The sequence below is a fragment of the Ruegeria sp. N8 genome, from assembly GCF_056531325.1.
On record NZ_JBQFLQ010000002.1, the window covers coordinates 686,868 to 710,960 of the forward strand.

Annotated in this window: 18 protein-coding genes and 1 tRNA gene; 12 read left to right on the forward strand and 7 right to left on the reverse strand. The window is 59.7% G+C overall.

Translation table 11 applies throughout. The features are described 5' to 3' along the window. Positions 1 to 37: 37 nt before the first annotated feature. The 8 genes from xdhA to ACR0C5_RS07555 all read left to right on the forward strand — a co-directional run bounded on the left by xdhA (position 38) and on the right by ACR0C5_RS07555 (position 11,328). The gene (xdhA, locus tag ACR0C5_RS07520) at positions 38 to 1,435 is read left to right on the forward strand and encodes a xanthine dehydrogenase small subunit (RefSeq protein ID WP_480875673.1); all 1,398 of its coding nucleotides are present in this window, start codon (positions 38 to 40) and stop codon (positions 1,433 to 1,435) included. Further along, positions 1,432 to 3,834: a xanthine dehydrogenase molybdopterin binding subunit gene (xdhB, locus tag ACR0C5_RS07525; RefSeq protein WP_480875676.1), complete on the forward strand. Its 2,403-nt coding sequence runs from the start codon at positions 1,432 to 1,434 to the stop codon at positions 3,832 to 3,834. Before xdhA ends, xdhB begins: the two co-directional genes overlap by 4 nt. Then, positions 3,834 to 4,769 (forward strand): xanthine dehydrogenase accessory protein XdhC, encoded by a 936-nt coding sequence (gene xdhC, locus ACR0C5_RS07530; RefSeq protein ID WP_480875678.1) that lies wholly within the window; start codon positions 3,834 to 3,836, stop codon positions 4,767 to 4,769. The genes xdhB and xdhC overlap by 1 nt, the downstream gene beginning before the upstream one ends. Next, positions 4,766 to 6,283 (forward strand): ABC transporter ATP-binding protein, encoded by a 1,518-nt coding sequence (locus ACR0C5_RS07535; protein ID WP_170768971.1) that lies wholly within the window; start codon positions 4,766 to 4,768, stop codon positions 6,281 to 6,283. Before xdhC ends, ACR0C5_RS07535 begins: the two co-directional genes overlap by 4 nt. A gap of 62 nt (positions 6,284 to 6,345) precedes the next feature. Beyond that, a complete protein-coding gene (locus ACR0C5_RS07540; protein WP_170768970.1) occupies positions 6,346 to 7,428 on the forward strand; it encodes an ABC transporter permease in 1,083 nt (360 codons plus the stop codon). A gap of 1 nt (position 7,429) precedes the next feature. Next, positions 7,430 to 8,350, forward strand: coding sequence for an ABC transporter permease (locus ACR0C5_RS07545; protein WP_170788141.1), 921 nt, complete (start codon positions 7,430 to 7,432; stop codon positions 8,348 to 8,350). Between the two features lie 32 nt (positions 8,351 to 8,382). Continuing rightward, on the forward strand, positions 8,383 to 9,456 hold the full coding sequence (locus tag ACR0C5_RS07550) for a BMP family ABC transporter substrate-binding protein (RefSeq protein WP_170768968.1): 1,074 nt from the start codon (positions 8,383 to 8,385) through the stop codon (positions 9,454 to 9,456). 117 nt (positions 9,457 to 9,573) lie between these two features. Next, on the forward strand, positions 9,574 to 11,328 hold the full coding sequence (locus ACR0C5_RS07555) for an adenylate/guanylate cyclase domain-containing protein (RefSeq protein WP_480875683.1): 1,755 nt from the start codon (positions 9,574 to 9,576) through the stop codon (positions 11,326 to 11,328). Positions 11,329 to 11,355: 27 nt separating this feature from the next. On the opposite strand, the gene ACR0C5_RS07560 is transcribed toward ACR0C5_RS07555, so the two are convergent. Next, positions 11,356 to 12,588 (reverse strand): HlyD family secretion protein, encoded by a 1,233-nt coding sequence (locus ACR0C5_RS07560; protein ID WP_480857140.1) that lies wholly within the window; start codon positions 12,586 to 12,588, stop codon positions 11,356 to 11,358. Between the two features lie 3 nt (positions 12,589 to 12,591). After that, a complete protein-coding gene (locus ACR0C5_RS07565; protein WP_170769817.1) occupies positions 12,592 to 12,960 on the reverse strand; it encodes a hypothetical protein in 369 nt (122 codons plus the stop codon). 142 nt (positions 12,961 to 13,102) lie between these two features. Between ACR0C5_RS07565 and ACR0C5_RS07570 the strand changes: the two genes are divergently transcribed. Both ACR0C5_RS07570 and ACR0C5_RS07575 read left to right on the forward strand, forming a co-directional pair. Continuing rightward, on the forward strand, positions 13,103 to 14,176 hold the full coding sequence (locus ACR0C5_RS07570; protein ID WP_480875685.1) for an NAD(P)/FAD-dependent oxidoreductase: 1,074 nt from the start codon (positions 13,103 to 13,105) through the stop codon (positions 14,174 to 14,176). Then, positions 14,173 to 14,826, forward strand: a complete 654-nt coding sequence (locus tag ACR0C5_RS07575; protein WP_480503332.1) for a DUF938 domain-containing protein — start codon at positions 14,173 to 14,175, stop codon at positions 14,824 to 14,826. The genes ACR0C5_RS07570 and ACR0C5_RS07575 overlap by 4 nt, the downstream gene beginning before the upstream one ends. A gap of 351 nt (positions 14,827 to 15,177) precedes the next feature. Here ACR0C5_RS07575 and ACR0C5_RS07580 read toward each other — a convergent pair whose 3' ends face one another. From ACR0C5_RS07580 to ACR0C5_RS07595, 4 genes are all read right to left on the reverse strand, one after another. Continuing rightward, positions 15,178 to 17,685 carry a GcvT family protein gene (locus ACR0C5_RS07580; RefSeq protein ID WP_170768963.1) on the reverse strand — a complete coding sequence of 836 codons (2,508 nt, stop codon included), beginning with the start codon at positions 17,683 to 17,685 and terminating at the stop codon, positions 15,178 to 15,180. 137 nt (positions 17,686 to 17,822) lie between these two features. Beyond that, positions 17,823 to 19,220 (reverse strand): FAD-binding oxidoreductase, encoded by a 1,398-nt coding sequence (locus ACR0C5_RS07585; protein ID WP_170768962.1) that lies wholly within the window; start codon positions 19,218 to 19,220, stop codon positions 17,823 to 17,825. Between the two features lie 27 nt (positions 19,221 to 19,247). Continuing rightward, positions 19,248 to 21,041 (reverse strand): gamma-glutamyltransferase, encoded by a 1,794-nt coding sequence (gene ggt / locus ACR0C5_RS07590; RefSeq protein ID WP_480875689.1) that lies wholly within the window; start codon positions 21,039 to 21,041, stop codon positions 19,248 to 19,250. Positions 21,042 to 21,086: 45 nt separating this feature from the next. After that, positions 21,087 to 22,073, reverse strand: coding sequence for a 2-hydroxyacid dehydrogenase (locus ACR0C5_RS07595; RefSeq protein WP_170787414.1), 987 nt, complete (start codon positions 22,071 to 22,073; stop codon positions 21,087 to 21,089). Positions 22,074 to 22,252: 179 nt separating this feature from the next. On the opposite strand from ACR0C5_RS07595, the gene ACR0C5_RS07600 reads away from it, so the two are divergent. Beyond that, positions 22,253 to 22,732, forward strand: a complete 480-nt coding sequence (locus tag ACR0C5_RS07600) for an SH3 domain-containing protein (protein ID WP_237217116.1) — start codon at positions 22,253 to 22,255, stop codon at positions 22,730 to 22,732. Between the two features lie 2 nt (positions 22,733 to 22,734). Here the strand turns inward: ACR0C5_RS07600 and ACR0C5_RS07605 are convergent, their stop codons facing one another. After that, the gene (locus tag ACR0C5_RS07605) at positions 22,735 to 23,643 is read right to left on the reverse strand and encodes a haloalkane dehalogenase (RefSeq protein ID WP_480875692.1); all 909 of its coding nucleotides are present in this window, start codon (positions 23,641 to 23,643) and stop codon (positions 22,735 to 22,737) included. Positions 23,644 to 23,944: 301 nt separating this feature from the next. Here ACR0C5_RS07605 and ACR0C5_RS07610 point away from each other — a divergent pair. Beyond that, positions 23,945 to 24,019, forward strand: a tRNA-Gln gene (locus tag ACR0C5_RS07610). Positions 24,020 to 24,093: the final 74 nt, after the last annotated feature.

The window sequence follows — 24,093 nt, forward strand, 5'->3', positions numbered from 1 at the left end:
CGAAGGGCGCAACCGGGTAAGGCGACGGGTTTCTCGAATGAACATCACGTTTCTTCTGAACGGAGAGACAGTGGAGCTGGCGGACGTCAATCCGACGGCAACTCTGCTGGACTGGCTGCGCGAGGATCGCGGCCTGACCGGCACTAAGGAAGGCTGCAACGAAGGTGACTGCGGGGCCTGCACCGTCATGGTCACGGATGAAGGTTCCAGCAAAGCACTGAATGCCTGCATCCTATTCCTGCCACAACTACACGGCAAAGCCATCCGCACCATCGAGGGCGCAAACGGCCCCGACCAGCAGGCTCACCCCGTGCAACAGGCCATGATCGACCTACACGGTTCACAATGTGGCTTTTGCACCCCCGGCTTTGTCATGTCGATGGTCGCGGGCCACACCAATGGCGTCACCGACCACGACACCCAGCTTGCGGGTAATCTCTGCCGTTGCACTGGCTACGCCCCCATCATCCGCGCGGCCCAAGCCGCCGAATCCCAGCCAGTCCCAGCATGGGTTAAAGACGACCAATCCTTCTCTTGTTCAAAAATACCTCGGGGGGAGGCCGCAGGCCGGGGGGCGGAGCCCCCCTTGCTCCCCACCTCATCCGACGAACTGGCCGCGATCTATGCACAAAATCCCTACGCCACGCTCATCGCGGGCGCAACCGATGTGGGCCTCTGGGTCACAAAACAACTGCGCGACCTGGATCCGGTCATCTTCCTGAGCCGCTGCGACGACCTGAAAAACATCGCCATCACCAATGACGAAGTCCACATAGGCGCCATGGTCGACATGAACCGCATGTGCGACACGTTGACAGACCTCCATCCCTCTTACACCGAGATGATCCGGCGCTATGCCAGCGTTCAGGTCCGCCACGCCGCAACCGTGGGCGGCAATATCGCCAATGGCTCACCGATCGGAGACAACCCGCCCGCCCTGATCGCATTGGGTGCAACCCTGCATCTGCGCAAAGGCGACACTCGCCGTCAGATCCCGTTGGAAGATTTCTTCATCGACTACGGCAAACAAGACCGCGCGCCCGGAGAATTCGTCGAAGCCGTCAGCTTCCCCCGCCAACCGGACCGGCTGAAAACCTACAAACTCAGCAAACGGTTCGATCAGGACATTTCAGCCGTCTGCGGCTGTTTCAACATCACCGTCACAGACGACACCGTCACCCAGGCGCGGATCGCGTTTGGCGGCATGGCGGGCACTCCGAAGCGGGCCACCCATGTCGAAGCCGCATTTATCGGCAAACCCTGGACCGCTGCGACCATTCAGGCCGCGCTGCCCGCCTTTGCTGACGATTACCAACCACTCACGGATATGCGCGCCTCGGCCACCTATCGTCTGGAAACCGCCAAAGCGATGCTGGAGCGGTATTTCCTTGAAGATCAGGGCGAAGTGACCGACGTACTCAAGGTGACGGCATGAGCGTGACTAAACCCCTCCCCCATGACGCAGCCCCACTGCATGTCGCAGGTGCCGCGCGCTATGTGGATGACATCCCAACGCCCAAGGGCACGCTGCATCTGGCCTTTGGCCTCAGCCCGATTGCCAAAGGCACGATCACCACGATGGACCTGTCGGCAGTAAAAGCCGCCAAGGGTGTGGTGCAAGTGATGACGGCGGATGATCTGCCTTTTGCCAATGATGTCTCGCCCTCGATCCATGATGAGCCGCTGCTGTCGGACGGCACGGTTCATTATATCGGCCAGCCCGTGTTTCTGGTGGTGGCGACCAGCCATCTGGCCGCTCGCAAGGCTGCACGGCTGGGCAAGATTGACTATGCCGAAGACACCCCGATCCTGACCATCGAACAGGCTCTGGCCGCTGACAGCCGGTTCGAGGACGGCCCCCGCATCTATGCCAAGGGCGATGCGGACGTGGCGATCGCGTCGGCCCCCCACGTGATCGAAGGTTCCTTTGAACTCGGCGGGCAGGAACATTTCTATTTGGAAGGCCAGGCCGCTCTGGCCTTGCCGAATGAAGGCGCGGACATGCTGGTCCACAGCTCGACCCAACACCCGACCGAGATTCAGCATAAAGTAGCCGATGCCTTGGGTGTGCCCATGCACGCCGTACGGGTTGAAACTCGCCGCATGGGCGGAGGGTTCGGCGGCAAGGAAAGTCAGGGCAACGCTCTGGCCGTCGCCTGCGCCATCGCCGCCCGCGCCACCGGCAAGGCCTGCAAGATGCGTTATGACCGCGATGATGACATGATCATCACCGGCAAGCGCCACGCCTTCCGCATTGCCTACAAGGCTGGGTTTGATGAGAACGGCCATGTTCAGGGTGTCTCCTTCCACCATTACGTCATCTGTGGCTGGGCGCAGGACCTGTCGCTGCCCGTCGCTGACCGCGCGATGCTGCATTCCGACAATGCCTATCTGCTGCCGAATGCCCGGATTGAAAGCCATCGACTGAAAACCAACACCCAATCCGCCACAGCCTATCGCGGGTTCGGCGGCCCTCAGGGCATGGTCGGGATCGAACGCGTGATGGATCACGCCGCGCACGTGCTTGGGCTGGACCCGGTCGAACTGCGTCGCCGTAACTATTATGAGCCTGCGCATAAGGTGGCCGATCAACCGCTGCACGCGAAACTGCTGGGCCACCCCGACCCACACGAAGACCTGACCAGCCGAGGTGCTGTGGAAACCGGGAATGCCCCCGTTCGCCCCCTACCCGCCGACGGCAACACCACACCTTACGGTATGGAGGTCAGCGATTTCGAACTGCACGGCATGACCGAAGCACTTCTGACATCCAGCGACTATGCCGCCCGTAAGGCCACCATCGCCGAGTGGAACGCGAAGAACGGCGTGATAAAGAAGGGTATCGCCTTCTCGCCGGTCAAATTCGGGATTTCCTTCACGCTGACCCACCTCAATCAGGCGGGAGCGCTGGTGCATGTGTATCAGGACGGCTCGGTTCACCTGAACCATGGCGGCACCGAGATGGGACAGGGCCTGTTCCAGAAAGTCGCGCAGGTGGCCGCGTCGCGGTTCGGTATTCCCCTTGAGATGGTCAAGATCACCGCCACTGACACGGCCAAAGTGCCGAACACGTCAGCCACAGCTGCGTCCTCGGGCAGCGATCTAAACGGGATGGCTGTAAAGGCCGCCTGCGACAAGATCCGTGACCGCATGGCCGATTATCTGGCCGAACGGCACCAGGCTGATCCCACAACCGTATCCTTCGCGGACGGCCACGTGAGTGTGAGCAAGGAACGCTATACCTTCGCCGAAGCCGCTGCTCTGGCCTATCAGGGCCGCATAAGCCTGTCGGCGACTGGCTTCTATAAAACGCCCAAGATCGAGTGGGACCGGATCGCAGGCCGGGGGCGGCCGTTCTTCTACTTCGCCTATGGCGCGTCCGTCACTGAAGTCGCGGTGGACACGCTGACCGGCGAAAACCGTATTCTGCGTACCGATATACTGCATGATGCGGGGGCCTCTCTGAACCCGGCGCTGGATATCGGGCAGGTAGAAGGTGGCTATGTCCAGGGCGCGGGCTGGCTGACGACCGAGGAACTGGTCTGGGACGGAAATGGTAACCTGCGCACGCATGCGCCCTCGACCTACAAAATCCCAGCCTGCTCAGACCGGCCCGATATCTTCAATGTCGCGCTCTGGGATGGCGAGAACCGCGAGGACACGATCTATCGCTCGAAAGCGGTGGGAGAGCCGCCCTTCATGCTGGGTATCTCGGCTTGGCTGGCCCTGTCGAATGCGGTGGCAGCCTGCGGTGACGCTTACCCCGCTTTGGATGCGCCCGCCACTGCCGAAGAGGTCTGGCACGGCGTCCAGCGGATGAAAGGGGGCATCTAATGGGATTTGATCTTGAGGCTTTGAGGGAGGCGGTCAATACCCACGGACGCGTGGTCCGCGTGGTCATCACCGTGATCAAGGGCTCGTCCCCGCGTGAGGTCGGTGCCGCCATGCTGGTCTGGGATGGCGGACAAAGCGGCACAATCGGTGGCGGCACGTTGGAATATCAGGCTGCGCAGGCGGCAAGGTCGCAGGCCGCGCCGGCGCGGCTGACCCATCACGCGCTGGGTCCTGACATGGGTCAATGCTGTGGCGGCGCGGTTTCGCTGCTCAGTGAAGTCTATGATCACAAAGCGGTAAATGCGCTGGACGATACCGTCATCGCGCGATCTCCGACCGGCGGCGACATGCCGTTGTCGGTCAAACGGCTGCTGGCCGAGGCGCGCGGTCAGGGCATTGCGCCCGAGCCACAACTGCTGGACGGCTGGATGGTCGAGCCGGTTCATCAACCAACCCGCAACTTCTGGATTTGGGGTGCGGGTCATGTCGGGCGGGCGCTGGTCGACGTTTTGGCCCCACTGCCCGATCTGGCGATCACATGGGTCGATACGGGGCCTGAGCGATTTCCCGACAATATTCCTGCGAGCGTCACACCAGTTCCAGCAGCCAAACCTGCCGAGCTTGTCCGCCACGCCCCGCAGGACGCTGAACATCTTGTGCTGACATATTCGCACAATCTGGACCTTGAGCTGTGCAATCGACTGTTGACGCGTGGTTTTGGGGTTGCTGGCTTGATTGGCTCCGCTACGAAATGGGCGCGATTCCGGTCGCGGCTGGCGGCCCTCGGGCATTCCCCCGAACGGATCAGTCGGATCACTTGCCCAATCGGCGACCCCGCCTTGGGCAAACACCCGCAGATGATCGCCGTCGGCGTCGCCGCGCAGCTTCTGCGCCCTGCCCGACAATCCGAGTTGAAGAAGGACCTGAGCGCGTGACCACTCCACTATTAAGTCTGCAAGGGCTGACCAAGGCTTATCCTGGCGTCGTGGCCAATGATCAGGTGTCCTTCGACATCGGCGAAGGCGAAGTACACGCCCTGCTGGGCGAAAACGGCGCAGGCAAGTCCACACTGGTAAAAATGATCTATGGGCTGGTGAAACCCGATAGCGGCACGATGCTGCTGCGCGGCCAGCCGTTCGCCCCGCCCGAACCGCGCGCGGCCCGCGCCGATGGGATCGCGATGGTGTTCCAGCATTTCTCGTTGTTTGACGCGTTGAACGTGGCCGAGAATATCGCATTGGGAATGGAGAACCCGCCGCCCATGGGCGATCTGGCCGCACGTATCCGCGAAGTGTCCGAAACCTATGGCCTGCCGCTGGACCCGTATCGCACGGTGGGCGACCTGTCCGCAGGCGAACGCCAGCGGGTCGAGATCATCCGTTGCCTGCTGCAGGACCCCAAACTGCTGATCATGGACGAGCCAACATCGGTTTTGACCCCACAAGAGGTCGATATCTTGTTTGAAACACTGAACAAATTACGCGCCGAAGGTACCTCGATCCTGTATATCTCGCATAAGCTGGAAGAGATCCGCACGCTGTGCGACCACGCGACAATCCTGCGTCTGGGCAAGAACGTGGGCGAGTGTGTTCCCTCTGAGACCTCGGCGCGGGACATGGCCGAGATGATGGTGGGTTCGACCCTACAAACACCGGAACGGTCAGGGCGGGATTTTGGCGAAGTTGCTCTGGATGTCAGCGGGCTGTCGGTACCGTCTCCGTCGGAATTCGGTACCGCGCTGCGCAATGTTCACATGACCGTCCGCAAGGGCGAGGTTCTGGGCATCGGCGGCGTCGCAGGCAACGGGCAGGATGAATTGCTGGGGGTGCTGTCGGGCGAAATCCCGACTGCCGCCGATGCGATCAAGTTCAACGGCCAGCCGATTGGCAAGCTGGGCCCCACCGCGCGGCGCAAGCTCGGTGTGCTGACCGCGCCCGAGGAGCGGCTGGGCCACGCCGCAGCGCCTGATATGAGCCTGACGGAAAACGCCTTGCTGACAGGATCCGTCCGCGAAGGGTTGGAAAATAATGGCTTCCTGAAATGGGCCGAGACCAAAAGCTTTGCCGAGAAAATCATCAGCGCCTTTGACGTCCGCACGCCTGGCCCCGAGAACGCGGCGCGGTCTTTGTCGGGTGGGAACCTGCAGAAATTCGTAATTGGGCGTGAGGTGTTGCAAAACCCCGATGTGCTGGTGGTGAACCAGCCCACATGGGGCGTGGATGCCGCCGCCGCAGCCTCCATCCGGCAGGCCATTCTGGATTTGGCGGCAAAGGGGACAGCGGTGATCTGCATTTCGCAGGATCTGGACGAGTTGATGGAGATCTCCGACAGCTTTGCGGCGCTGAACGAAGGCCGCCTGAGTGCGCCGCGAAAAACCACCGGTCTGACGGTCGATGAGATCGGCCTGATGATGGGCGGTGCTCATGGCATGGAGGTGGCGCATGTGTAAGCCGTGGAACCGTCTCCGGCGGCCGTATTTGGAACGAGAAGAAGACCTGGGGGTTTGAGCAGATGATTGTGTTGGAGAAACGGCCTCAGCCGTCGAAAGCGTGGTCATATGCGACCCCTCTGGTCGCGGTGGTGGCAACGATGGTGTTTGGCGGTTTGCTGTTCGCCCTGCTGGGCAAGAACCCGGTCGAGGCCATCGGCACCATATTCTGGGAGCCTCTGTTCGGAGAGTTCGCATTCTACTACCGCCCGCAATTGCTGGTGAAGGGCGCGCCTTTGGTGTTGATCGCCATCGGTTTGTCGCTGGGGTTTCGGGCAGGGATCTGGAACATTGGGGCCGAGGGTCAGTACATCATGGGCGCCATCTTTGGCGCCGGTGCGGGTTTGGCCTTTTACCCGCTGGAGGCGTTCTACATCTTTCCTATCATGGTGATTGCGGGCGCGTTCGGGGGCTGGCTGTGGGCGATGATCCCGGCCTTTCTGAAGGTACGTTTTGGCACCAATGAAATCCTCGTGTCGCTGATGCTGGTCTATGTGGCCGAACAGATGCTGGCCTCGGTCTCGCTTGGATTGCTGAAGAACCCCGAAGGATTCGGCTTTCCCGGCTCGCGCAACCTGCAGTCCTATGACAGCGCCCATAATGCCGAGCTGATTGCCGGATCGGGGATGCATTGGGGCGTGGTGACGGCGCTGATTGCAGTGATCTTTGCCTATGTTCTGTTGAACCGACACATGCTGGGCTTTCATATCCGCCTGACGGGCGAGGCCCCGCGTGCAGCTAAATTCGCAGGCGTCAATCCGGCACGGCTGATCCTGTTCTGCCTGGGTCTGTCGGGCATGTTGGCCGGGTTGGCGGGTATGTTCGAGGTGTCCGGCCCTGCCGGTCAGGTCAGCATCGACTTTAACGTGGGCTATGGCTTTACCGCCATCATCGTGGCCTTCCTTGGCCGCCTGCATCCGGTGGGCATTCTGCTGGCCGGCTTCCTGATGGCACTGACCTATATCGGTGGTGAAATCGCGCAATCCCAACTGGGCTTGCCTGCCGCTGCCATCCAGGTGTTTCAGGGGATGCTTTTGTTCTTCCTGCTGGCCTTTGATCTTCTAACAAACTTCCGCATCCGTGCGGCCCGTAGCGAGGTAGCGTGATATGGACCTTGGTGAAATCAATCCCGTCCTTCTGGTCGCCTCGCTAATGGTGGCCGCAACCCCCCTGCTGCTGGCCGCGATCGGAGAACTGGTCGTTGAAAAAGCAGGTGTTCTGAACCTTGGCGTCGAGGGCATGATGATCGTCGGCGCGATCAGCGGCTTTGCGATCTCGGTCGAGACCGGCTCACCTTGGCTGGGGTTCATCGCATCCGCCATCGGCGGCGCGGTGCTGTCGCTGCTATTCGTTCTGCTGACTCAGGTAGCACTGGCCAATCAGGTGGCCAGCGGCTTGGCTCTGACGCTGTTTGGTCTGGGCTTCAGCGCCCTGTTGGGACAAAGCTATGTGGGGATCAAGCCCCCCAGCATGGGCGACATTCATATCCCGGTGATCAGCGATATTCCGGTGATCGGCCCGATCCTGTTCCAGCATGACCCGATCCTTTATGTAGGCATCGCACTCACGGCCGCCGTCTGGGCCACGCTGAAATACACGCGCGTCGGCCTAATTCTGCGCGCCGTGGGCGAGAACCACGATGCGGCGCATGCGCTTGGCTACAAAGTCATCAAGATCCGCATTATGGCGATCCTGTTCGGCGGGGCCTGTGCCGGGCTGGGCGGAGCCTACATCAGCCTGATCCGCGTGCCGCAATGGACCGAGGGCATGACTGCCGGTGTCGGCTGGATTGCGCTTGCGCTGGTGGTCTTCGCCAGTTGGAAGCCATGGCGCGCCTTGATGGGCGCCTATTTGTTTGGCGGTATCACCGTGTTGCAGCTGAATTTGCAGGCAGCGGGCGTTGCCATTCCGGTCGAGTATCTGGCAATGTCGCCCTACATCATCACGATCCTTGTGCTTGTGATCCTTTCGGCCGACAAGAGCAGCGCACCTGCCGCATTGGGCCGAACCTTCCATGCCTCGCACTAGGGGCCAACTAAAACCAACTTGGAGAGTAACACATGAAATTCACCACTCTACTGACAAGCGCCGCCGTGGCGCTGGGTCTGGCCACGGGGGCCATGGCCGAAGACAAGACCAAGGTCGGCTTTGTCTATGTCGGCCCCGTCGGCGATGGCGGCTGGACATATGAGCATGACAAGGGCCGTCAGGCGGTCGAAAAGCACTTTGGCGACAAGGTCGAGACCGTGTTCGTTGAATCCGTCCCCGAAGGCCCGGATGCTGAACGTGTGATGACCCAGATGGCGCTGGAAGGCGCAGATCTGATCTTTACCACCTCGTTCGGCTACATGGACCCCACCATCAACGTGGCCAAGAAATTCCCGAACGTGAAGTTCGAACACGCGACCGGTTATAAGACCGCCCCGAACGTCTCGGCATATTCGGCACGGTTCTATGAGGGCCGCGCGGTGCAGGGTCACATCGCGGGCAAAATGACCAAGTCGAACATCATCGGCTATATCGGGTCCTACCCAATCCCCGAAGTGATCCGTGGCATCAACTCGGCCTATATCCACGCCAAGAAGGTGAACCCGGATGTCGAATTCAAGATCGTCTGGGCCTACACTTGGTTCGACCCGGCGAAAGAGGCTGATGCCGCCACCGTTCTGATCGAACAGGGTGCCGACGTGATCCTGCAACACACCGACTCGACCGCGCCGCAGGCGGCCGCGCAAGAGGCAGGTAATGTTGTCACTTTTGGCCAAGCCTCGGACATGAGCGAATACGCCCCCTTCCCGCGTGTTTCGTCGATCATCGACAACTGGGCACCTTACTATATCGCCCGCACGCAGGCCGTCATGGATGGCTCGTGGGAGACCGTAAGCACTTGGGACGGCATCAAAGAAGGCATGGTTGAGATCGGTGAGATTTCCGACGCCGTACCTGCCGACGTCAAGGAAGAGGCGCTGGCCTTGAAAGCCGCGATGGCCGCAGGCGAATACCACCCCTTCACTGGCCCGCTGAAGAAGCAGGACGGCAGCGACTGGCTGGCGGATGGCGAAACCGCTGATGACGGTACGCTGGCAGGCATGAACTTCTACGTCGAAGGGCTGGACGGCGAGATCCCGCAGTAAGCCACGCGTAGATAGCACTAGACAAAGCCCGCCTCGTTTGGCGGGCTTTTTTCTTGTCATGCATTCATGGCGCAAACCGCGTAAGATTGCCCAAGGCACGGCTTGCGAGGGACCGCGATGGAGGATTTTCTGGACGGCAAACGACGTGCCGCCATTCTGGCCATGGATGTGCTGGGCTACGCCCATCTGACCGAAACCGATGAGGTCGGAACCCTGCGCGCTGTACGCCATCTGCGGAACACGATCATCTCGCCCGCGCTGGAACAAAATCAGGGACGATTGGTCAAAACGATGGGCGACGGATTTCTGGCCGAATTCCCGGAGCCTGACACCGCGCTGACCGCTGCGATGCGGATTCAGACCGAGGCCGCAGCGCAGGCTCGGCAGCAGCCGCCAGACGCGCGCATCCTGCTGCGCATTGGGGCGCATCTTGGGGATGTGTTCGTTGACGATCAGGACATTCTGGGCGACGGCGTCAATATTGCCGCCCGATTGGAAGGCCTTTGCCACGCCGGGGGGCTGGCCGCCTCGCAGGCATTTGTCGATGCGCTGCCGCAGGGCAAAACAAAAGACCTGACACATGATGGCCAACATCAGCTCAAGAACATTTCGCGCCCTCTGACCGTGTTTCGCTGGCAGGCCGAGGGGACGTCGCGCGCGCTGTCCCAACCCGTAATCCGAACAGGTCCACCGACCCTTGCGGTCTTGCCTTTCCAGAACCACTCCCCCGATCCTGAACATGCCTTTTTCGCCGAAGGGCTGGCCGAAGACATCATCTCAGGCCTGCAACAGATGGGCCAGGTGCCGGTTGTCTCGGGCGCGTCCAGCCTGTCCCTGAACCCAGAACTGAGCGTCGAAGACGCCGCACGGGTTTTGGGGGCACAGTATCTTGTGACCGGAACATTGCGTCGGTCGGGCCCTCGGGTGCGGGTGACGGTGGAATATATCGAGGGAACAACCGGGCTTGCCCTCTGGTCCGAGAAATACGACCGGCCGTTCGAAGATGTGTTCGAGATTCAGGACGACATCACCTTGCGTGTCGTCACCGCATTGGACACCGAGCTGGTCGAGGGAGAGATCGACCGCATTCGCCGTAAACGCCCCGACCATCTGGGGGCGTGGGAAAGGTACCTGCGGGGGATGTCGGGACTTAGAAAGCCTGGGCTGGAAGATTTGCAAGCGGCACAGGTTGAGTTTCAGGCCGCCGTGGCACTGGATGAAGACTATGGTGATGCCTGGGCGGGTATGGGATGGGCCTATCTAAAGGAATATGGGTTTGGTGCGTCCGAGCGTTCAAAGGACGTGTTGGCCAAGGGTGTGGCCGCTGCGCAAAAGGGGTTGGAGCTAGCCAATAAATCTCCATTTGCGCACTATGTGATGTCGACAGCCTATGTCTGGCAGGGAGAGAAGGCGTTAAGCCTGAAGGAATTGGAATACGCGATCCGCCTGAACCCCTTTTTTACACGCGCTAAACTGGCCTATTTCAACCGGTCCGAACTTGCCGATCCCAGTATCGGCCCCCAGGCCGCCGAGGAAATCCGCAAGGCTTTGGCCTTGTCTCCGCGGGAACCGGACCGGGGGTTCTATTTCTGGGCAATTGCCCGGATGTATTTGGTTGCGGGTGAAAATATCGAAGCGTTGGACTGGGCAGATCGCGCCGTCAATGTGCGCCCCAACGATCCCAACATGCTGTATCGCCGCGCCATCTGCCTTGCCGCCTTGGACCGCGTGGATGAAGCACAGGAGGCTCTGGCCGCCTGCGAAGGCCTGTCCGAGGGCTATGTCGACCGGATGCGGGACTGGCGGCCCTATGACGACGCACGTAACGACAAGGTTTTTGCGGGGCTGCACCGCAACGGTCTGGCCGGATAACGTGTACCAGGCCAGACCAAGTTGAAATCAGTGCCCGCTCAGCACCAACGTATTCACCGGCATCAGGATCAACCGCAGGCGCAAGCCCGCCGCATGAACCACCCCAATTGTATCAACCACGTGCAAAAACGCGGCGTGCCAGAAGCCGAGGTCCTCATGTTCCAGCCGTTCATGATTGCTGGTATAGACATTCGCCAAACAGTTGCTGCCCGGAGGAATGTCGTCAGCCATCCCTTTATACAACGGCTCCATATAGACCAGAATGGACCCCGGATTTGTATTGGTCTGCACATCGCGCAGTTCATCCGAAGGGCGGAGTTGCCCTGATGGGATCACGTCCTGCACATCGACCACAACCATAGGAATGACCGTAAAAGGCTTGGTCATGCAGCCCAGTTCGCCCACCATGCCCGGCTTGATTACCTGGGCCGCCATCTGGTTGAACGCCGCCTGAAACCGGTCATGACCCGAATGCGACGGCACCAGAATTCCCGCAGGCCGCAGCAAAGGGCTGACAAAATCGCCAACTTGCAGGCCGAATTGTTCGATCCGGCCCGTCACGCCCGCGGCAACCACTGTCTTGTCCAGCTCGGTCAGGGCGGCGTCCAGTTGCGCATTTGCACTGGCCAGCTGCGCCGGGATCAGCTCTTCGATCTGTTGCACAACCGCAGCCCGTTGCGCCTCGGCCGCCACCAGCTTGGCTTCGCGTTCGGCGACGATGTTTTCCAGCCGGTCGATCTCGGCCAGACGCACGGCGCTGGATCCCTCGTCGCGCAGCGTGGTGTTGCGCTCAAGGTCTTCAATCGCCTGATCCAATGAGGCTTTGGCACCCGCAATCCCGGCGGTTGCTTCGGCCAGGTCTGTCTCGGCCACTTTCAACGAGGCCTGAACCTGCGCGATCTGCGCATGAGCAGCCTCGACCATCGCCGTTTGGGTAAAATCCTCCATTCGGAAGATCGGCTGACCTGCGACCACCTGCTGGTTGTTAGTCACATAGACCTCGGACACGCGCCCTCCCAGTTGCGGCAGGATCGTCACGGTGCGGAAATAGGACGCTGCCGTCCGGCTGGCCGGGTGAAAGTAAAACAGCGTCGTGATCACCGTCAGTGCCAGAATGGCACAGGTCGTCAGCCCCCAGCGCAGCTCGTACCACATGGTGAACAGCGTAATTTCATGGCCTATCCGTTTGCCCTGCACGTAACGACGGAACAGAAAATCAGGCAGCACCGTGATCAGTGCACACATCAGTGTTTCAAGCATGCCTTATTGCTCCTGATGTTCCGCCCGAGGAGGCGTGGCTGGATCTTGCGCTTGCGGACCCAACGATCGGATCGCATCTGCGATGGCCCGCAAAGGGGCACCAATGTCAGGGAACTGGAATCCGGCAACCAGAATGGCAGCAATCCAAAACAGACCATTATGAGTAAACAGCGCAAGAAGCGCTAGAATACCAACCAGTTGGAACTGGGGGTGGTTGGATTCATGTGCGATTTTTTCTGGGATCGAATGCAGGGTGAAATATCCCACCCCAATCAAAATGATCACTCCAACCGTGAAAATGAACATAAACGTTAAAAGAAAGTCGCTGCCATCGGCCTGGGTCACGTAGGACGGTATATGTCCCGTGGCCATCGGGTGTAAGTTATCGCCAGTCACCCTATCCTCCTATATCAATGGGGCATTCTTTGTATGGGTTGAGGTGCAATTTCAACCCTGCTTGTAGATCGACAGCAAACCTTGTGTACTTCGCCCCGCACTCTGCGAAGAGAGGGATATGATAGATTTCCTAGTCATCGGTGGCGGTATCGCCGGGCTCAGCGCTGGCGCGCGCCTGTCAGCCCATGGACGGGTTGTGGTTTTGGAGGCCGAAGACGCCCTGGGCTATCACGCGTCGGGGCGTTCAGCCGCACTATTTGAAGAGAATTACGGCCCAGAGTCTGTCGTTGCCTTGAACCGGGCCAGCGCCAGCTTTCTGAAGACCGACAAGGGTGGTTATCTGACACCGCGTGGCCTGATGCTGGTGGGTCGAGCAGATCAAGCCCTGCAAATGTCCAATGATACCGCATCCTTGAACATGCATCCCATATCAATTGCCGAAGCTGTGAATCGAATCCCAATCCTCAACGCTGACGCCGTTCGCTTTGCAGCGATCAGCGACGCCGCGTTCGACATCGATACCGACCGTCTGATGCAGAGCTTTGCACAAGCGATCCGACGCAATAGCGGAGACATTCTGACGAAATCCCGCGTCACCGCGCTGCGCCGGGATCGAAACTGGATTGTCGAGGCCAACGGCAGCTTTGAAGCTCGCGCAATTGTCAACGCAGCCGGGCCGTGGGTGGACCAGGTCGCGGCATTAGCAGGGATCAAACCGATCGGGATATCTCCACTACGTCGATCGATGGCGCGTCTTCCCGCGCCGGGCGGTCATGATTTGCGAGATTGGCCAATGCTGCTGGGTGCTGGGGAAAGCTGGTACGCAAAGCCCGATGCTGGGAAATTGATCGTCTCGCCATCCGAGGCTGACCTGGTACCACCGCAAGACGCTTATGCCGACGACTTGGTCTTGGCGGAAGGGCTTGCGCGCTATGAAGAAATGGTGACCGAAGCCGTCACGCGGGTCGAGACAAACTGGGCGGGGCTACGCAGTTTTGCGCCTGATGGGACGCTGGTTCTGGGACCGGACCCGATCGAACCCAATTTTATCTGGTCGGCTGGCCAGGGTGGCTACGGGTTTCAAACGGCGGCGGCCGCGTCTAAAATAGTTGCCGACTTGGCAATCGGCGCACCGCCCGAACTAGACGCGGAAATTGTGAACGCCCTTAAACCCGACAGGCTGCGACAATGAGCAAACGAACCCTTCCTCCTAACGCCAGCGTTGCAACTCAGGTCGAGGGCGCCCGAATGGTCGCGCCTGCTGCGACCCGCAATGCAGATGTGCTCTGCGATCTGCTGGCGCAATGGGCCCCTGACAGCGGGAACGCATTGGAAATTGCCAGCGGGACAGGCCAGCATGTGAGCGCCTTTGCCCAGCGCCTGCCCGGCCTGACCTGGCACCCGACTGAGATCGACCCCGACCGCCGCGCCAGCATCAATACATACACGGTCGAGCAAGAGAACATCAAAGTCGCCGCCACTCTGGACGCCACGGCGGAGGGATGGCATCGAGAATTTGGCGGCAAGGATCTTATCGTCCTGATTAATCTGACCCATCTTATCAGCTGGGTTGAAACCTGCACGATTCTAACTGAGGTTTCAAAGGCGCTGGAGCCTAAAGGGCGATTTATCCTATACGGTCCTTTCATGCGCGCGGGCAAATTGACCAGCGATGGTGATCAACGGTTTCACCAGGCCCTGGTCCAACAAGACCCCGAGATCGGCTATAAGAATGACTCCGAAATTGCCGCGTATTTGCAGGCCCGAGGTCTAACGATTCTCAAAATATCAGAGATGCCCGCAAACAATATCGCTTTCATTGCGGAAAACTCGGGCACTTGATGAGAATAAGTTCTCTGCCAAGGATGGGCCCTATCCAATCCATCTTCGGAAACCACGTAATATTTCTCCCCGGAGATGCGCCACGAAAACCTGCTTAAGCAGGTTTGCCTCCGGCGGAGGTATTTTTGAACAGAAGAAGTAACGGGTCGTTAACTCTGATGAGCAATAGTGATTTTGCGGTACAGGCGGAGGCGCCGTTGGCCGTAACAGGAGAAGGCCCCCCTAGCCAAAAGCAGGGGGGCTGGATCATGTCACCAGCCCCCGCTTCTTCTGTTTGAAAATACCTCCGCCGGAGGCATGGGCCGCCTTAGGCGGCCCATTTTGGAGCCCCGCCTAAAGCTAAGCTCAGAATCAACCGTCTTTACGGATCGTTTCGTTCTTAGGATCATAGGGGCTGTCACAAGTCACAACCGCATCCCAAAGCTTGTCCTGAATTTTGACTTGTAGCTTGGTGCCTTCAACTGCCAGCTCGGGGGGCACATAGCCCATGCCGATCGATTTCTCGAAGGCCACCGAATACCCGCCCGAGGTCAAACGACCCACGCGCGCGCCTTCCGGCGTATAGAGCGCTTCGCGACCCCACGGGTCAGCATCGTCTGGTCCGTCGATCAGCAGTGTGCAGCACTTTACGCGCACGCCGGTCTCTTCCAGCTTGGTTTTGCCGTAGAAGTCTTTCGACAGGTCGACAAAGCGCGGCAGATCGGCCTCGAGGGGGGTCGCGTCGCGGCCCAGTTCGGTGCCGAAGGCGCGATAGGATTTCTCCTGACGCAGCCAGTTCTGCGCGCGGGCACCAACCAGCTTCATACCGTGTTTCTCACCAGCCTTTTCCAACAGATCGAACAAATAGTTCTGCATTTCGATCGGGTGGTGCAGTTCCCAACCCAGCTCACCGGTATAGGCCACACGGATGGCGTTCACGGGGCACATGCCCAGTTCGATCTGACGGGCCGACAGCCATGGGAAGCGCTTGTTGGACAGTGCGGTTTCCGGATCGGCGTCTTTGATGACCGCTTTCAGGACATCACGCGACTTGGGTCCGGCGATGGCGAAGACACCCCACTGAGTGGTCACATCCTGTATCTCGATATACCCAAACTCCTCCATCTTGTCCTCGGCCGCTTTTCGCAGATAGTCCGCGTCATACTCGGTCCAGGCACCTGCGGAGACGATGTAGTAGTGATTCTCGCCATTGCGGACGATGGTGTATTCAGTGCGGGTGGTCCCATGCGAGGTCAGCGCGTAGGTCAGGTTGATGCGACCGACCTTGGGCAGCTTGTTACAGGTGAACCAATCCAGAAACTGGGTCGCGCCGGGGCCTTTGACGACATGCTTGGTGAAGGCCGACGCGTCGATCAGGCCAACGCCTTCGCGGATCGCTTTGGCCTCTTCCACAGCGTGTTTCCACCAACCACCGCGACGGAAGCTGCGGCTTTCCTTGTCGAAGTTATCCGGCGCATCGACGGGGCCAAAATAGTTCGGACGTTCCCAGCCGTTCACCCAGCCGAATTGTGCGCCACGCGCTTTCTGGCGGTCATAGGCCGGAACAGTACGCAGCGGACGGCAGGCTTCGCGCTCTTCGTCGGGGTGGTGCAGGATGTAGACGTGCTCGTAGCATTCTTCGTTCTTGCGCGCCGCGAATTCGGTGGTCATCCAGTTCGACGAGTACCGTTTGGGGTCCAGCGAGGCCATGTCGATCTCGGCTTCGCCGTCAACCATCATCTGCGCCAGATAATAGCCGGTGCCGCCTGCAGCAGTGATCCCGAACGAGAAGCCCTCGGCCAGCCACATGTTGCGCAGGCCCGGAGCGGGGCCAACCAGCGGGTTGCCATCAGGCGTATAGCAGATCGGGCCGTTGAAATCGTCTTTCAGGCCGGATTCGGCGCAAGAGGGTACACGCTCGGCCATCGCCATGTACTGGTCGGCAATCCGGTCGATATCCAGCGGGAACAGGTCCGCGCGGAAGCTGTCCGGCACACCATATTCGAACTGTGCGGGCGCGCCGTGTTCGTAGATGCCCAGAATCCAGCCACCACGTTCCTCGCGCGCATAAGACTCGTTGTCGGCGTCACGGACGACGGGATGCTCGGGGTTGCCTGCTTCGCGCCATTTGACCAGTTCGGGATCTTTGTCCATGACGATGAAGGTGTGCTCGACCGGGATGGCGGGCATCTTGATACCCAGCATTTTGGCGGTGCGCTGTGCGTGGTTGCCCGAGGCGGTCACGACATGCTCGGCTGTGATGACAACCTGCTCGTCCGACGGCACAAGGTTGCCGCCCTTTTCGACCATCTTGGTGCAGGTGACTTCCCAATGAGTGCCGTTCCAGTGGAACGCGTCAGCCTGCATCTTGCGCACAATATCAACACCGCGCTGACGGGCACCTTTGGCCATTGCTTGTGTCACGTCGGCCGGGTTAATGTAGCCATCTTCGGTGTGATAAATCGCACCTTTCAGATCGCCGGTTTCGATCAGCGGCCAGCGTTCCTTGATCTGCTCGGGTGTGAGCCACTCATAGGCCACATCGCAGGTCTCGGCGGTCGATGCATAAAGCATGTATTCGTCCATACGCTCTTGCGTCTGCGCCATGCGCAGGTTGCCAACCACGGCAAAGCCAGCATTTAAGCCAGTCTCTTCCTCAAGTGTCTTGTAGAAATCGACCGAGTATTTGTGGATGTGGGTTGTCGCGTAGGACATGTTGAACAGTGGCAGCAGACCAGCCGCGTGCCAAGTGGAGCCCGAGGTCAGCTCGTCACGTTCGATCAGCATCACATCGTCCCAGCCTGCCTTGGCAAGGTGGTATGCAATCGAGGTCCCGACGGCACCACCGCCAACGACCAGTGCTTTGACTTGGGTTTTCATTCGCCCGTTCTCCGGATTGAGTCTAATTTGCAAGGTTTATGCCCAAGCCCGAGGCCTAAGCGCCAAGTCCAGCCGACGCAAAAAAGTGCAAAACCGACTTTTGGCGTCAGCAATCGCTCAAATGACAGTGAAAGCCGCTACAGGATCTTGCCGGGGTTCATGATATTGTCTGGGTCGAGCGCCACCTTGATCGCCGCCATATAGCGGGTTGCGTCTCCCAGCTCCTTGATCAGATAGGGGCGTTTGCCCTGCCCTATTCCATGCTCGCCGGTGCAGGTGCCGTCCATCGAAATGGCCAATTCATTCAACCAGCCGACAAACTGATCGGCATTGGCCACCTCGTCGGCGTTTTCCATATCGATCAGCAACAAGGTATGGAAATTCCCGTCCCCGACATGGCCGACCATAGGCGCAATCAACCCAAGTTCCTCTGCCTTGTTTTGTGTGGCGGTGACACATTCGGCCAAACGCGAAATGGGCACGCAAACATCGGTTGAAATCCCGCGTGCATCCGGACGCAGCTGCAGACAAGCCCAATAGATGTCGTGCCGCGCCTGCCACAGCTTACTGCGTTCCTCAGTGGTCGAGGTTGCCGCAAAATCGGTACCGCCGAATTCTTCGGCAATCTGACCGAAGGTTTCTGCCTGCTCGATCGCGCCGTTTTCCGAGCCATGGAATTCGAGCAAAAGAAGTGGCGTTTCGGGCAATGTCAGATTGGAATAGGCATTGGCCGCCTTTACCGACATTTCGTCCAGCAACTCGATCCGGGCCACGGGAACGCCGTATTGGATGGTCATCATCACCGCCTGGCAAGCCGCATCCACGGTTGGAAAGGAACAGCGCGCCGAAGAAATCGCCTCGGGGATGCCTTGCAGCCGCAAAGTGATTTCCGTGATGACCCCTAGCGTCCCCTCGGCCCCTATCAACAACCGCGTTAGGTCGTACCCGGCCGAGGATTTCTTGGCCCGTTGCCCGGTGCGAATGATCCGCCCGTCCGGCATCACCGCCTCGAGGCTGAGGACATTGTCCTTCATCGTGCCATAGCGCACTGCATTCGTCCCTGAAGCCCGCGTTGACGCCATCCCCCCCAATGAGGCATTGGCGCCGGGGTCGATGGGGAAGAACAACCCCTGATCGCGAAGATGCGTGTTCAGATCCTCACGCGTGACGCCGGGCTGCACGACACAGTCCAGATCACTGGCATTCACGGTCAGAACCTTGTTCATCTGGGTCAGGTCGACCGAGATACCTCCGGCTGGCGCATTGACATGCCCCTCGAGCGAGGTGCCGGTGCCAAAAGCGATCACCGGCACTTTATGCGTGGCGCAGGTTTTGACAATCTCGGACACTTCTGCAGTGGTCTGAGGAAACACCACAGCATCCGGGGACTGGTTTTCAATCCACGTCGTCGTGTGCCCATGCTGTTCCCGAATGGCTTGGCCGGTTTGCAGGCGGTCGCCGAATTTCTGCTTTAGAACGCCTATGACCGTTTCGATCCCAGCCTCGTTCCGAGGCAAAGCGACTGCCTGCACCATACTGTTCCTCCCCCCTGATCGCCGGGGCTATTCGCCCAGCGCAATTCCTTCGCGACGTGGATCTGCGCCGCCGATCAGGACATCCCCGATCTCAATCGCGTGCAGGCCCGAGGTCAGATCCCGTGGATTGACCTCATACCCAAGCGCAGTCAACTGATCTGCATACCCTTCGGCCGCTGTTCCCAGCTCAACATCATAAGTCCCGAACCGGTTGACCAGATGCGGCAGGGACAGAGCCTGCTGCACGTCCATATCCCAATCCGCCCACGCGATGATCGACTTGGCCACATAGCCAATGATCCGGCTGCCGCCCGGAGAGCCAATAGCCAGAACAGGCGCGCCGTCCTGCATCACGATTGTCGGGCTCATCGACGAACGCGGGCGCTTGCCGGGTTCCAACCGGTTGGCAATTGGCACGCCATCGCGATGCGTCTTGAATGAGAAATCGGTCAATTCGTTGTTCAGCAGAAACCCGTTGGACATCAATCGAGAGCCAAAGCCGTTCTCGATCGTGGTCGTCATGGACAGGACGTTGCCATATTGATCGACAATCGAGATATGCGAGGTCGACGGCAATTCCAGAGATTCATCATCCGCCCAGTTTGATGCATGATCGAAGGCCGGGTTGCCCGGCGCCACGTCGATCAAGGCTTCGCTCTCATTCAACAGACCGCCACGCTCGGACAGATAAGACGGGTCAACAAGCCCGTTGGTCGGCATCGGGACAAAGTCGTGATCAGCCATGTACCGCCCCCGGTCGGCAAAAGCCAAGCGCGAGGCATCGCCGATCAGCCGCCAGCTTTGAACATCTTCCGGTCCCATGGCCGCCAGACCATAACCATCCAGCATGCCCAAAATCTGCCCAACTGTCAGCGCGCCCGAAGAGGGCGGCCCCATGCCGCAGATCTCGTAGGCACGATAGGCGGCACAGACCGGCTCGCGCTCGATCACCTGATACAGGGCCAGGTCAATGCCCGATAGCACACCGGGGTTTCCTTCCGCCCCACGCACCGTGCTGACGATCCCTGCTGCGATCTCGCCACCGTAGAACCCTGCCGCGCCTTCGCTGGCCAAAGTGCGCAGTGTTTCCGCATAGTCGGGGTTCATCAGGCGCTGACCCTGCTCTAACGGCTTGCCATCAGGCAGGAAATATTCCGCCGTCACAGGGAAGCGCGACAACCGTTCGGCGTCCTTTTCGACCAGCCCCGCCAGTCGTGGAGAAACCAGAAATCCGTCCTCGGCCAGCGCAATCCCATCCGCAAACAGGCTGGGCCACGGGCTTCGACCCCAGCGGCGATGCGCCTCTTCTAACAGGGCTGGCGTTCCCGGTGTTCCAACGGACAGTCCCCCGACTACAGCATCGAAGAATTTCAGGGGTTCGCCATTTTCGTCGTGGAACAGCCGGTGAGTGGCCTCAAGCGGGGCTGTCTCGCGCCCGTCCAGCGTGGTCATCTTGCCAGTCGCGGCATCATACCAGACCAGAAACGCGCCACCGCCCAGACCAGAGGATTGCGGCTCGACCAGGCCTAGCACCACCTGAACCGCGACCATCGCATCCGCAGCCGACCCCCCTGCCCGCAGCACCTTGGCCCCGGCCTCAACCGCCAACGGGTTGGCCGCTGCAACCATCCAGTTCTGCGCAGTGACCGGCTTGCCCTCCATCTTCGCCTCAAGCGCGGCAATGACCTCGGCGGTCAGGCCTTGAACCTGGCCTACGGACCCGCCTTCGGGCGAAACCGCGTCGGCAGCCTCCTGCGCGAAAACCGGTGACGCAAAGGCCAAAGCCGACAGGAACAAGCCGGAAATCAGACGTCGTTTCATAGTATCCTCCTGAAAAATTGATACCCGGCCAGTCGGCCGTGCCGATTAAAGCATGGCAGGAACCACCTGATCCGGTGGGCGGTGCCCATCTTCGAATGTTTTGATATTAATGATAACTTTTTCGCCCATCTCGATCCGACCCTCCAGCGTGGCGGACCCCATATGGGGCAACAGAACCACGTTGGGCAACTGTCGCAATCGCGGGTTCACGTCGGTGCCGTGTTCGTAGACGTCCAGACCTGCCCCTGCGATCTCACCAGCGCGGATCTGCCGGGTCAGCGCGTTTTCGTCTATCACCTCGCCCCGCGAGGTATTCACGATCACGGCCGAGGGTTTCATCAACTTCAGCCGCCGCGCGTTCATCAGGTGAAAAGTCGAGGGCGTGGACGGACAGTTGATCGAAATCACGTCCATACGCGCAACCATCTGGTCCAGGCTTTCCCAATAGGTCGCCTCAAGCGCCTGTTCCGTCTCAGCGCGCAGCCTGCGGCGATTGTGATAATGCACCTGCATTCCAAAAGCGCTGGCGCGACGCGCCACGGCCTGACCGATCCGGCCCATGCCAAGAATACCCAGCCGACGTCCGCCGATCCGGCCACCCAGCAAGGCGGTCGGGGCCCAGCCTTCCCACTCGCCCTTTTGCATGGTTGTCAGGCCTTCGGGGATACGACGGGTCACGGCGAGGATCAGCGCCATCGTCATATCCGCCGTGTCATCGGTCAGCACACCGGGCGTGTTGGAGACAAGGATGCCCCGCTGACGCGCGGTGGCCACATCAATATTATCGACGCCAGCGCCATAGTTCGCGATCAGCCGCAGGTTTTCACCCGCCTGCCCCAGCACCCCGCCATCAATCGTATCGGTAACGGTGGGAACCAGCACATCCGCCGTTTTGACCGCTGCGACCAGCTCATCCCGCGTCATTGGGGCGTCGTCGTCGCGCAGCTTTACATCGAACAACTCGCTCAACCGCGTTTCCACCGCCTCGGGCAACCGTCGCGTTACGACAACACTCAGACGTTCTCTTGGCACCTGTGCACTCCCACTGCTTTGCAAACCTGCGCGCGCCATGTCATCGTGGCGCAGGAAAAGGCGGGGCACAAGAACCCCATGGCATTGAACCAAGCTTTTTTCGCAACAAGATCAACAGGCACAAGAGCAGGCAGTCCGTGAGAGGTTTTCTACCCCTAAAGCGCCGTTTAGCGTCGGTGTTGAGCGTTTTTCTGATCTCGACCGGAGGTCTGGCCGCCAGCGCGCAGGACAAGCGCGGTCCGGTCACGAATCTGCCGCTGCCACGCTATGTCTCGATGAAGGCGGCCGAGGGCAATGTGCGGCGCGGGCCCTCCCTGACTCATCGAATCGACTGGGTGTTCAAGCGGCGCGGCATGCCGCTGCAAATCACCGCCGAATATGGCAACTGGCGCAGGGTTCAGGACCGTGACGGCGCTGGAGGCTGGGTGCACTACGCCCTGTTATCCGGTGCGCGCACCGTTCTGATCGAAACGGATATGTTGCCGGTCTATGCCAACCCCAGTTCCAGCGCTCAGATCAGCGCGCAATTCGAATCCGGCGTAGTTGCGCGCCTGGGCAGCTGCACATTGGACTGGTGCCATGTCTCGGCCGGAGGGCACCGTGGCTGGACGCTGAAATCCAACCTCTGGGGCGTCGACCCCGAAGAAGTTCGGGAATAGCGTCAGGACGTTCGGGCGATGAAATCGCAGGTCAGATCGACCAGTTCCGCCCCGACATCTTCCTGCAGAAAATGACCGGCGTCCGGCAGGATTGTGTGGGGCTGCCCCTTGGCCCCCGGACAGAGCCGCTGAAACACCGTATCTATCCCAGCCATGACCTTGTCATCCGCCCCAAAAGCCGTCAACACCGGGGTCTGCAAAGTGCGGATAAGAGCCCAGGCTTTTCTGTTTGGCTCAGCCTCAGGATCGTCCTGCGATGCTGGCACCAACATCGGGAACTGCCGCGCCCCGGCCTTATAGCTTTCGTCCGGGAATGGCGCGTCATAGGCGGCAATCGTGTCGTCTGACATCGGCTTTTGCGTACCGCCTTTCAAGATCCCCCCCGCCGGGAACACGGGAACCTCCTGGCTGAATTTACGCCAGTTTTCGAATGCCTCTCCCATCGGCTGATCGCCGGTAGGCAGGGCCGTGTTGGCAACCACGATACGGGCAAAGCGGTCCGGCATCTCGGCCCAAAGGCGCAATCCGATCAACCCGCCCCAATCCTGACAGACCAGAGTGATATTCGTCAGATCCACCCCGCGCAGCCAGTCCCCCATCCACGACACGTGGCGCGCATAGGTGTAATCCGAGCGCTCGGTCGGTTTGTCAGACCGACCAAACCCGACCAAATCCGGCGCAACCGCCCGATATCCGCGCGCGACAAAGCCCTTGATCATGTGACGATAGAGGAAAGACCAGCTTGGTTCGCCATGCATCATCAGAACAGGGTTGGCGTCCGCTGGACCTTCGTCCACATGGTGGACCCGAAGTTCTCCGCGTTCGGTATCATCGACCATCGAATAATGCGGTTCGAAATCGTACCCTTCCAGAGATTGGAACCGCTCGTCCGGCGTGCGTAGAAACTTCATTTCCGGTCTATCCTTTTGCAATTTCACTGGCCTGGCCGAGTGCCAGTCTTCGCGATCCCGGCGCGCCAATACCCCCTGGGAAACTTACCGCAGAATCGTACCGACGACATCTACTTGAAACAAGCAACCTGCGCCGCCGACGTTTTCTTGGCAAACCGCGAAATGACCGGCACGGAAAAGCAACTCAAAGCTATGTTTCCAGCGGTTACATATCTTGGCAAATTTTTTTTGACTGCGTTCATATTTTTGCGGGAAAGGGCTTGAACCCCCCAAACAACAATCGTAGATAGCGCCTCACCGTTGGGGTGTAGCCAAGTGGTAAGGCAGCGGTTTTTGGTACCGTGTATCGTAGGTTCGAATCCTACCACCCCAGCCAGATCATTCATACATCGGACGACGACAGGCACTTGGGGCTAAACCCTCTGAGAAATGCCCCCGTTTATGCCCCCA

Coding starts and splice junctions, on each gene's coding strand:
- xdhA (WP_480875673.1), top strand. CDS start 38: ATGAACATCACGTTTCTTCTGAACGGAGAGACAGTGGAGCTGGCGGAC.
- xdhB (WP_480875676.1), top strand. CDS start 1,432: ATGAGCGTGACTAAACCCCTCCCCCATGACGCAGCCCCACTGCATGTC.
- xdhC (WP_480875678.1), top strand. CDS start 3,834: ATGGGATTTGATCTTGAGGCTTTGAGGGAGGCGGTCAATACCCACGGA.
- ACR0C5_RS07540 (WP_170768970.1), top strand. CDS start 6,346: ATGATTGTGTTGGAGAAACGGCCTCAGCCGTCGAAAGCGTGGTCATAT.
- ACR0C5_RS07545 (WP_170788141.1), top strand. CDS start 7,430: ATGGACCTTGGTGAAATCAATCCCGTCCTTCTGGTCGCCTCGCTAATG.
- ACR0C5_RS07550 (WP_170768968.1), top strand. CDS start 8,383: ATGAAATTCACCACTCTACTGACAAGCGCCGCCGTGGCGCTGGGTCTG.
- ACR0C5_RS07555 (WP_480875683.1), top strand. CDS start 9,574: ATGGAGGATTTTCTGGACGGCAAACGACGTGCCGCCATTCTGGCCATG.
- ACR0C5_RS07560 (WP_480857140.1), bottom strand. CDS start 12,588: ATGCTTGAAACACTGATGTGTGCACTGATCACGGTGCTGCCTGATTTT.
- ACR0C5_RS07565 (WP_170769817.1), bottom strand. CDS start 12,960: ATGGCCACGGGACATATACCGTCCTACGTGACCCAGGCCGATGGCAGC.
- ACR0C5_RS07570 (WP_480875685.1), top strand. CDS start 13,103: ATGATAGATTTCCTAGTCATCGGTGGCGGTATCGCCGGGCTCAGCGCT.
- ACR0C5_RS07575 (WP_480503332.1), top strand. CDS start 14,173: ATGAGCAAACGAACCCTTCCTCCTAACGCCAGCGTTGCAACTCAGGTC.
- ACR0C5_RS07580 (WP_170768963.1), bottom strand. CDS start 17,685: ATGAAAACCCAAGTCAAAGCACTGGTCGTTGGCGGTGGTGCCGTCGGG.
- ACR0C5_RS07585 (WP_170768962.1), bottom strand. CDS start 19,220: ATGGTGCAGGCAGTCGCTTTGCCTCGGAACGAGGCTGGGATCGAAACG.
- ggt (WP_480875689.1), bottom strand. CDS start 21,041: ATGAAACGACGTCTGATTTCCGGCTTGTTCCTGTCGGCTTTGGCCTTT.
- ACR0C5_RS07605 (WP_480875692.1), bottom strand. CDS start 23,643: ATGAAGTTTCTACGCACGCCGGACGAGCGGTTCCAATCTCTGGAAGGG.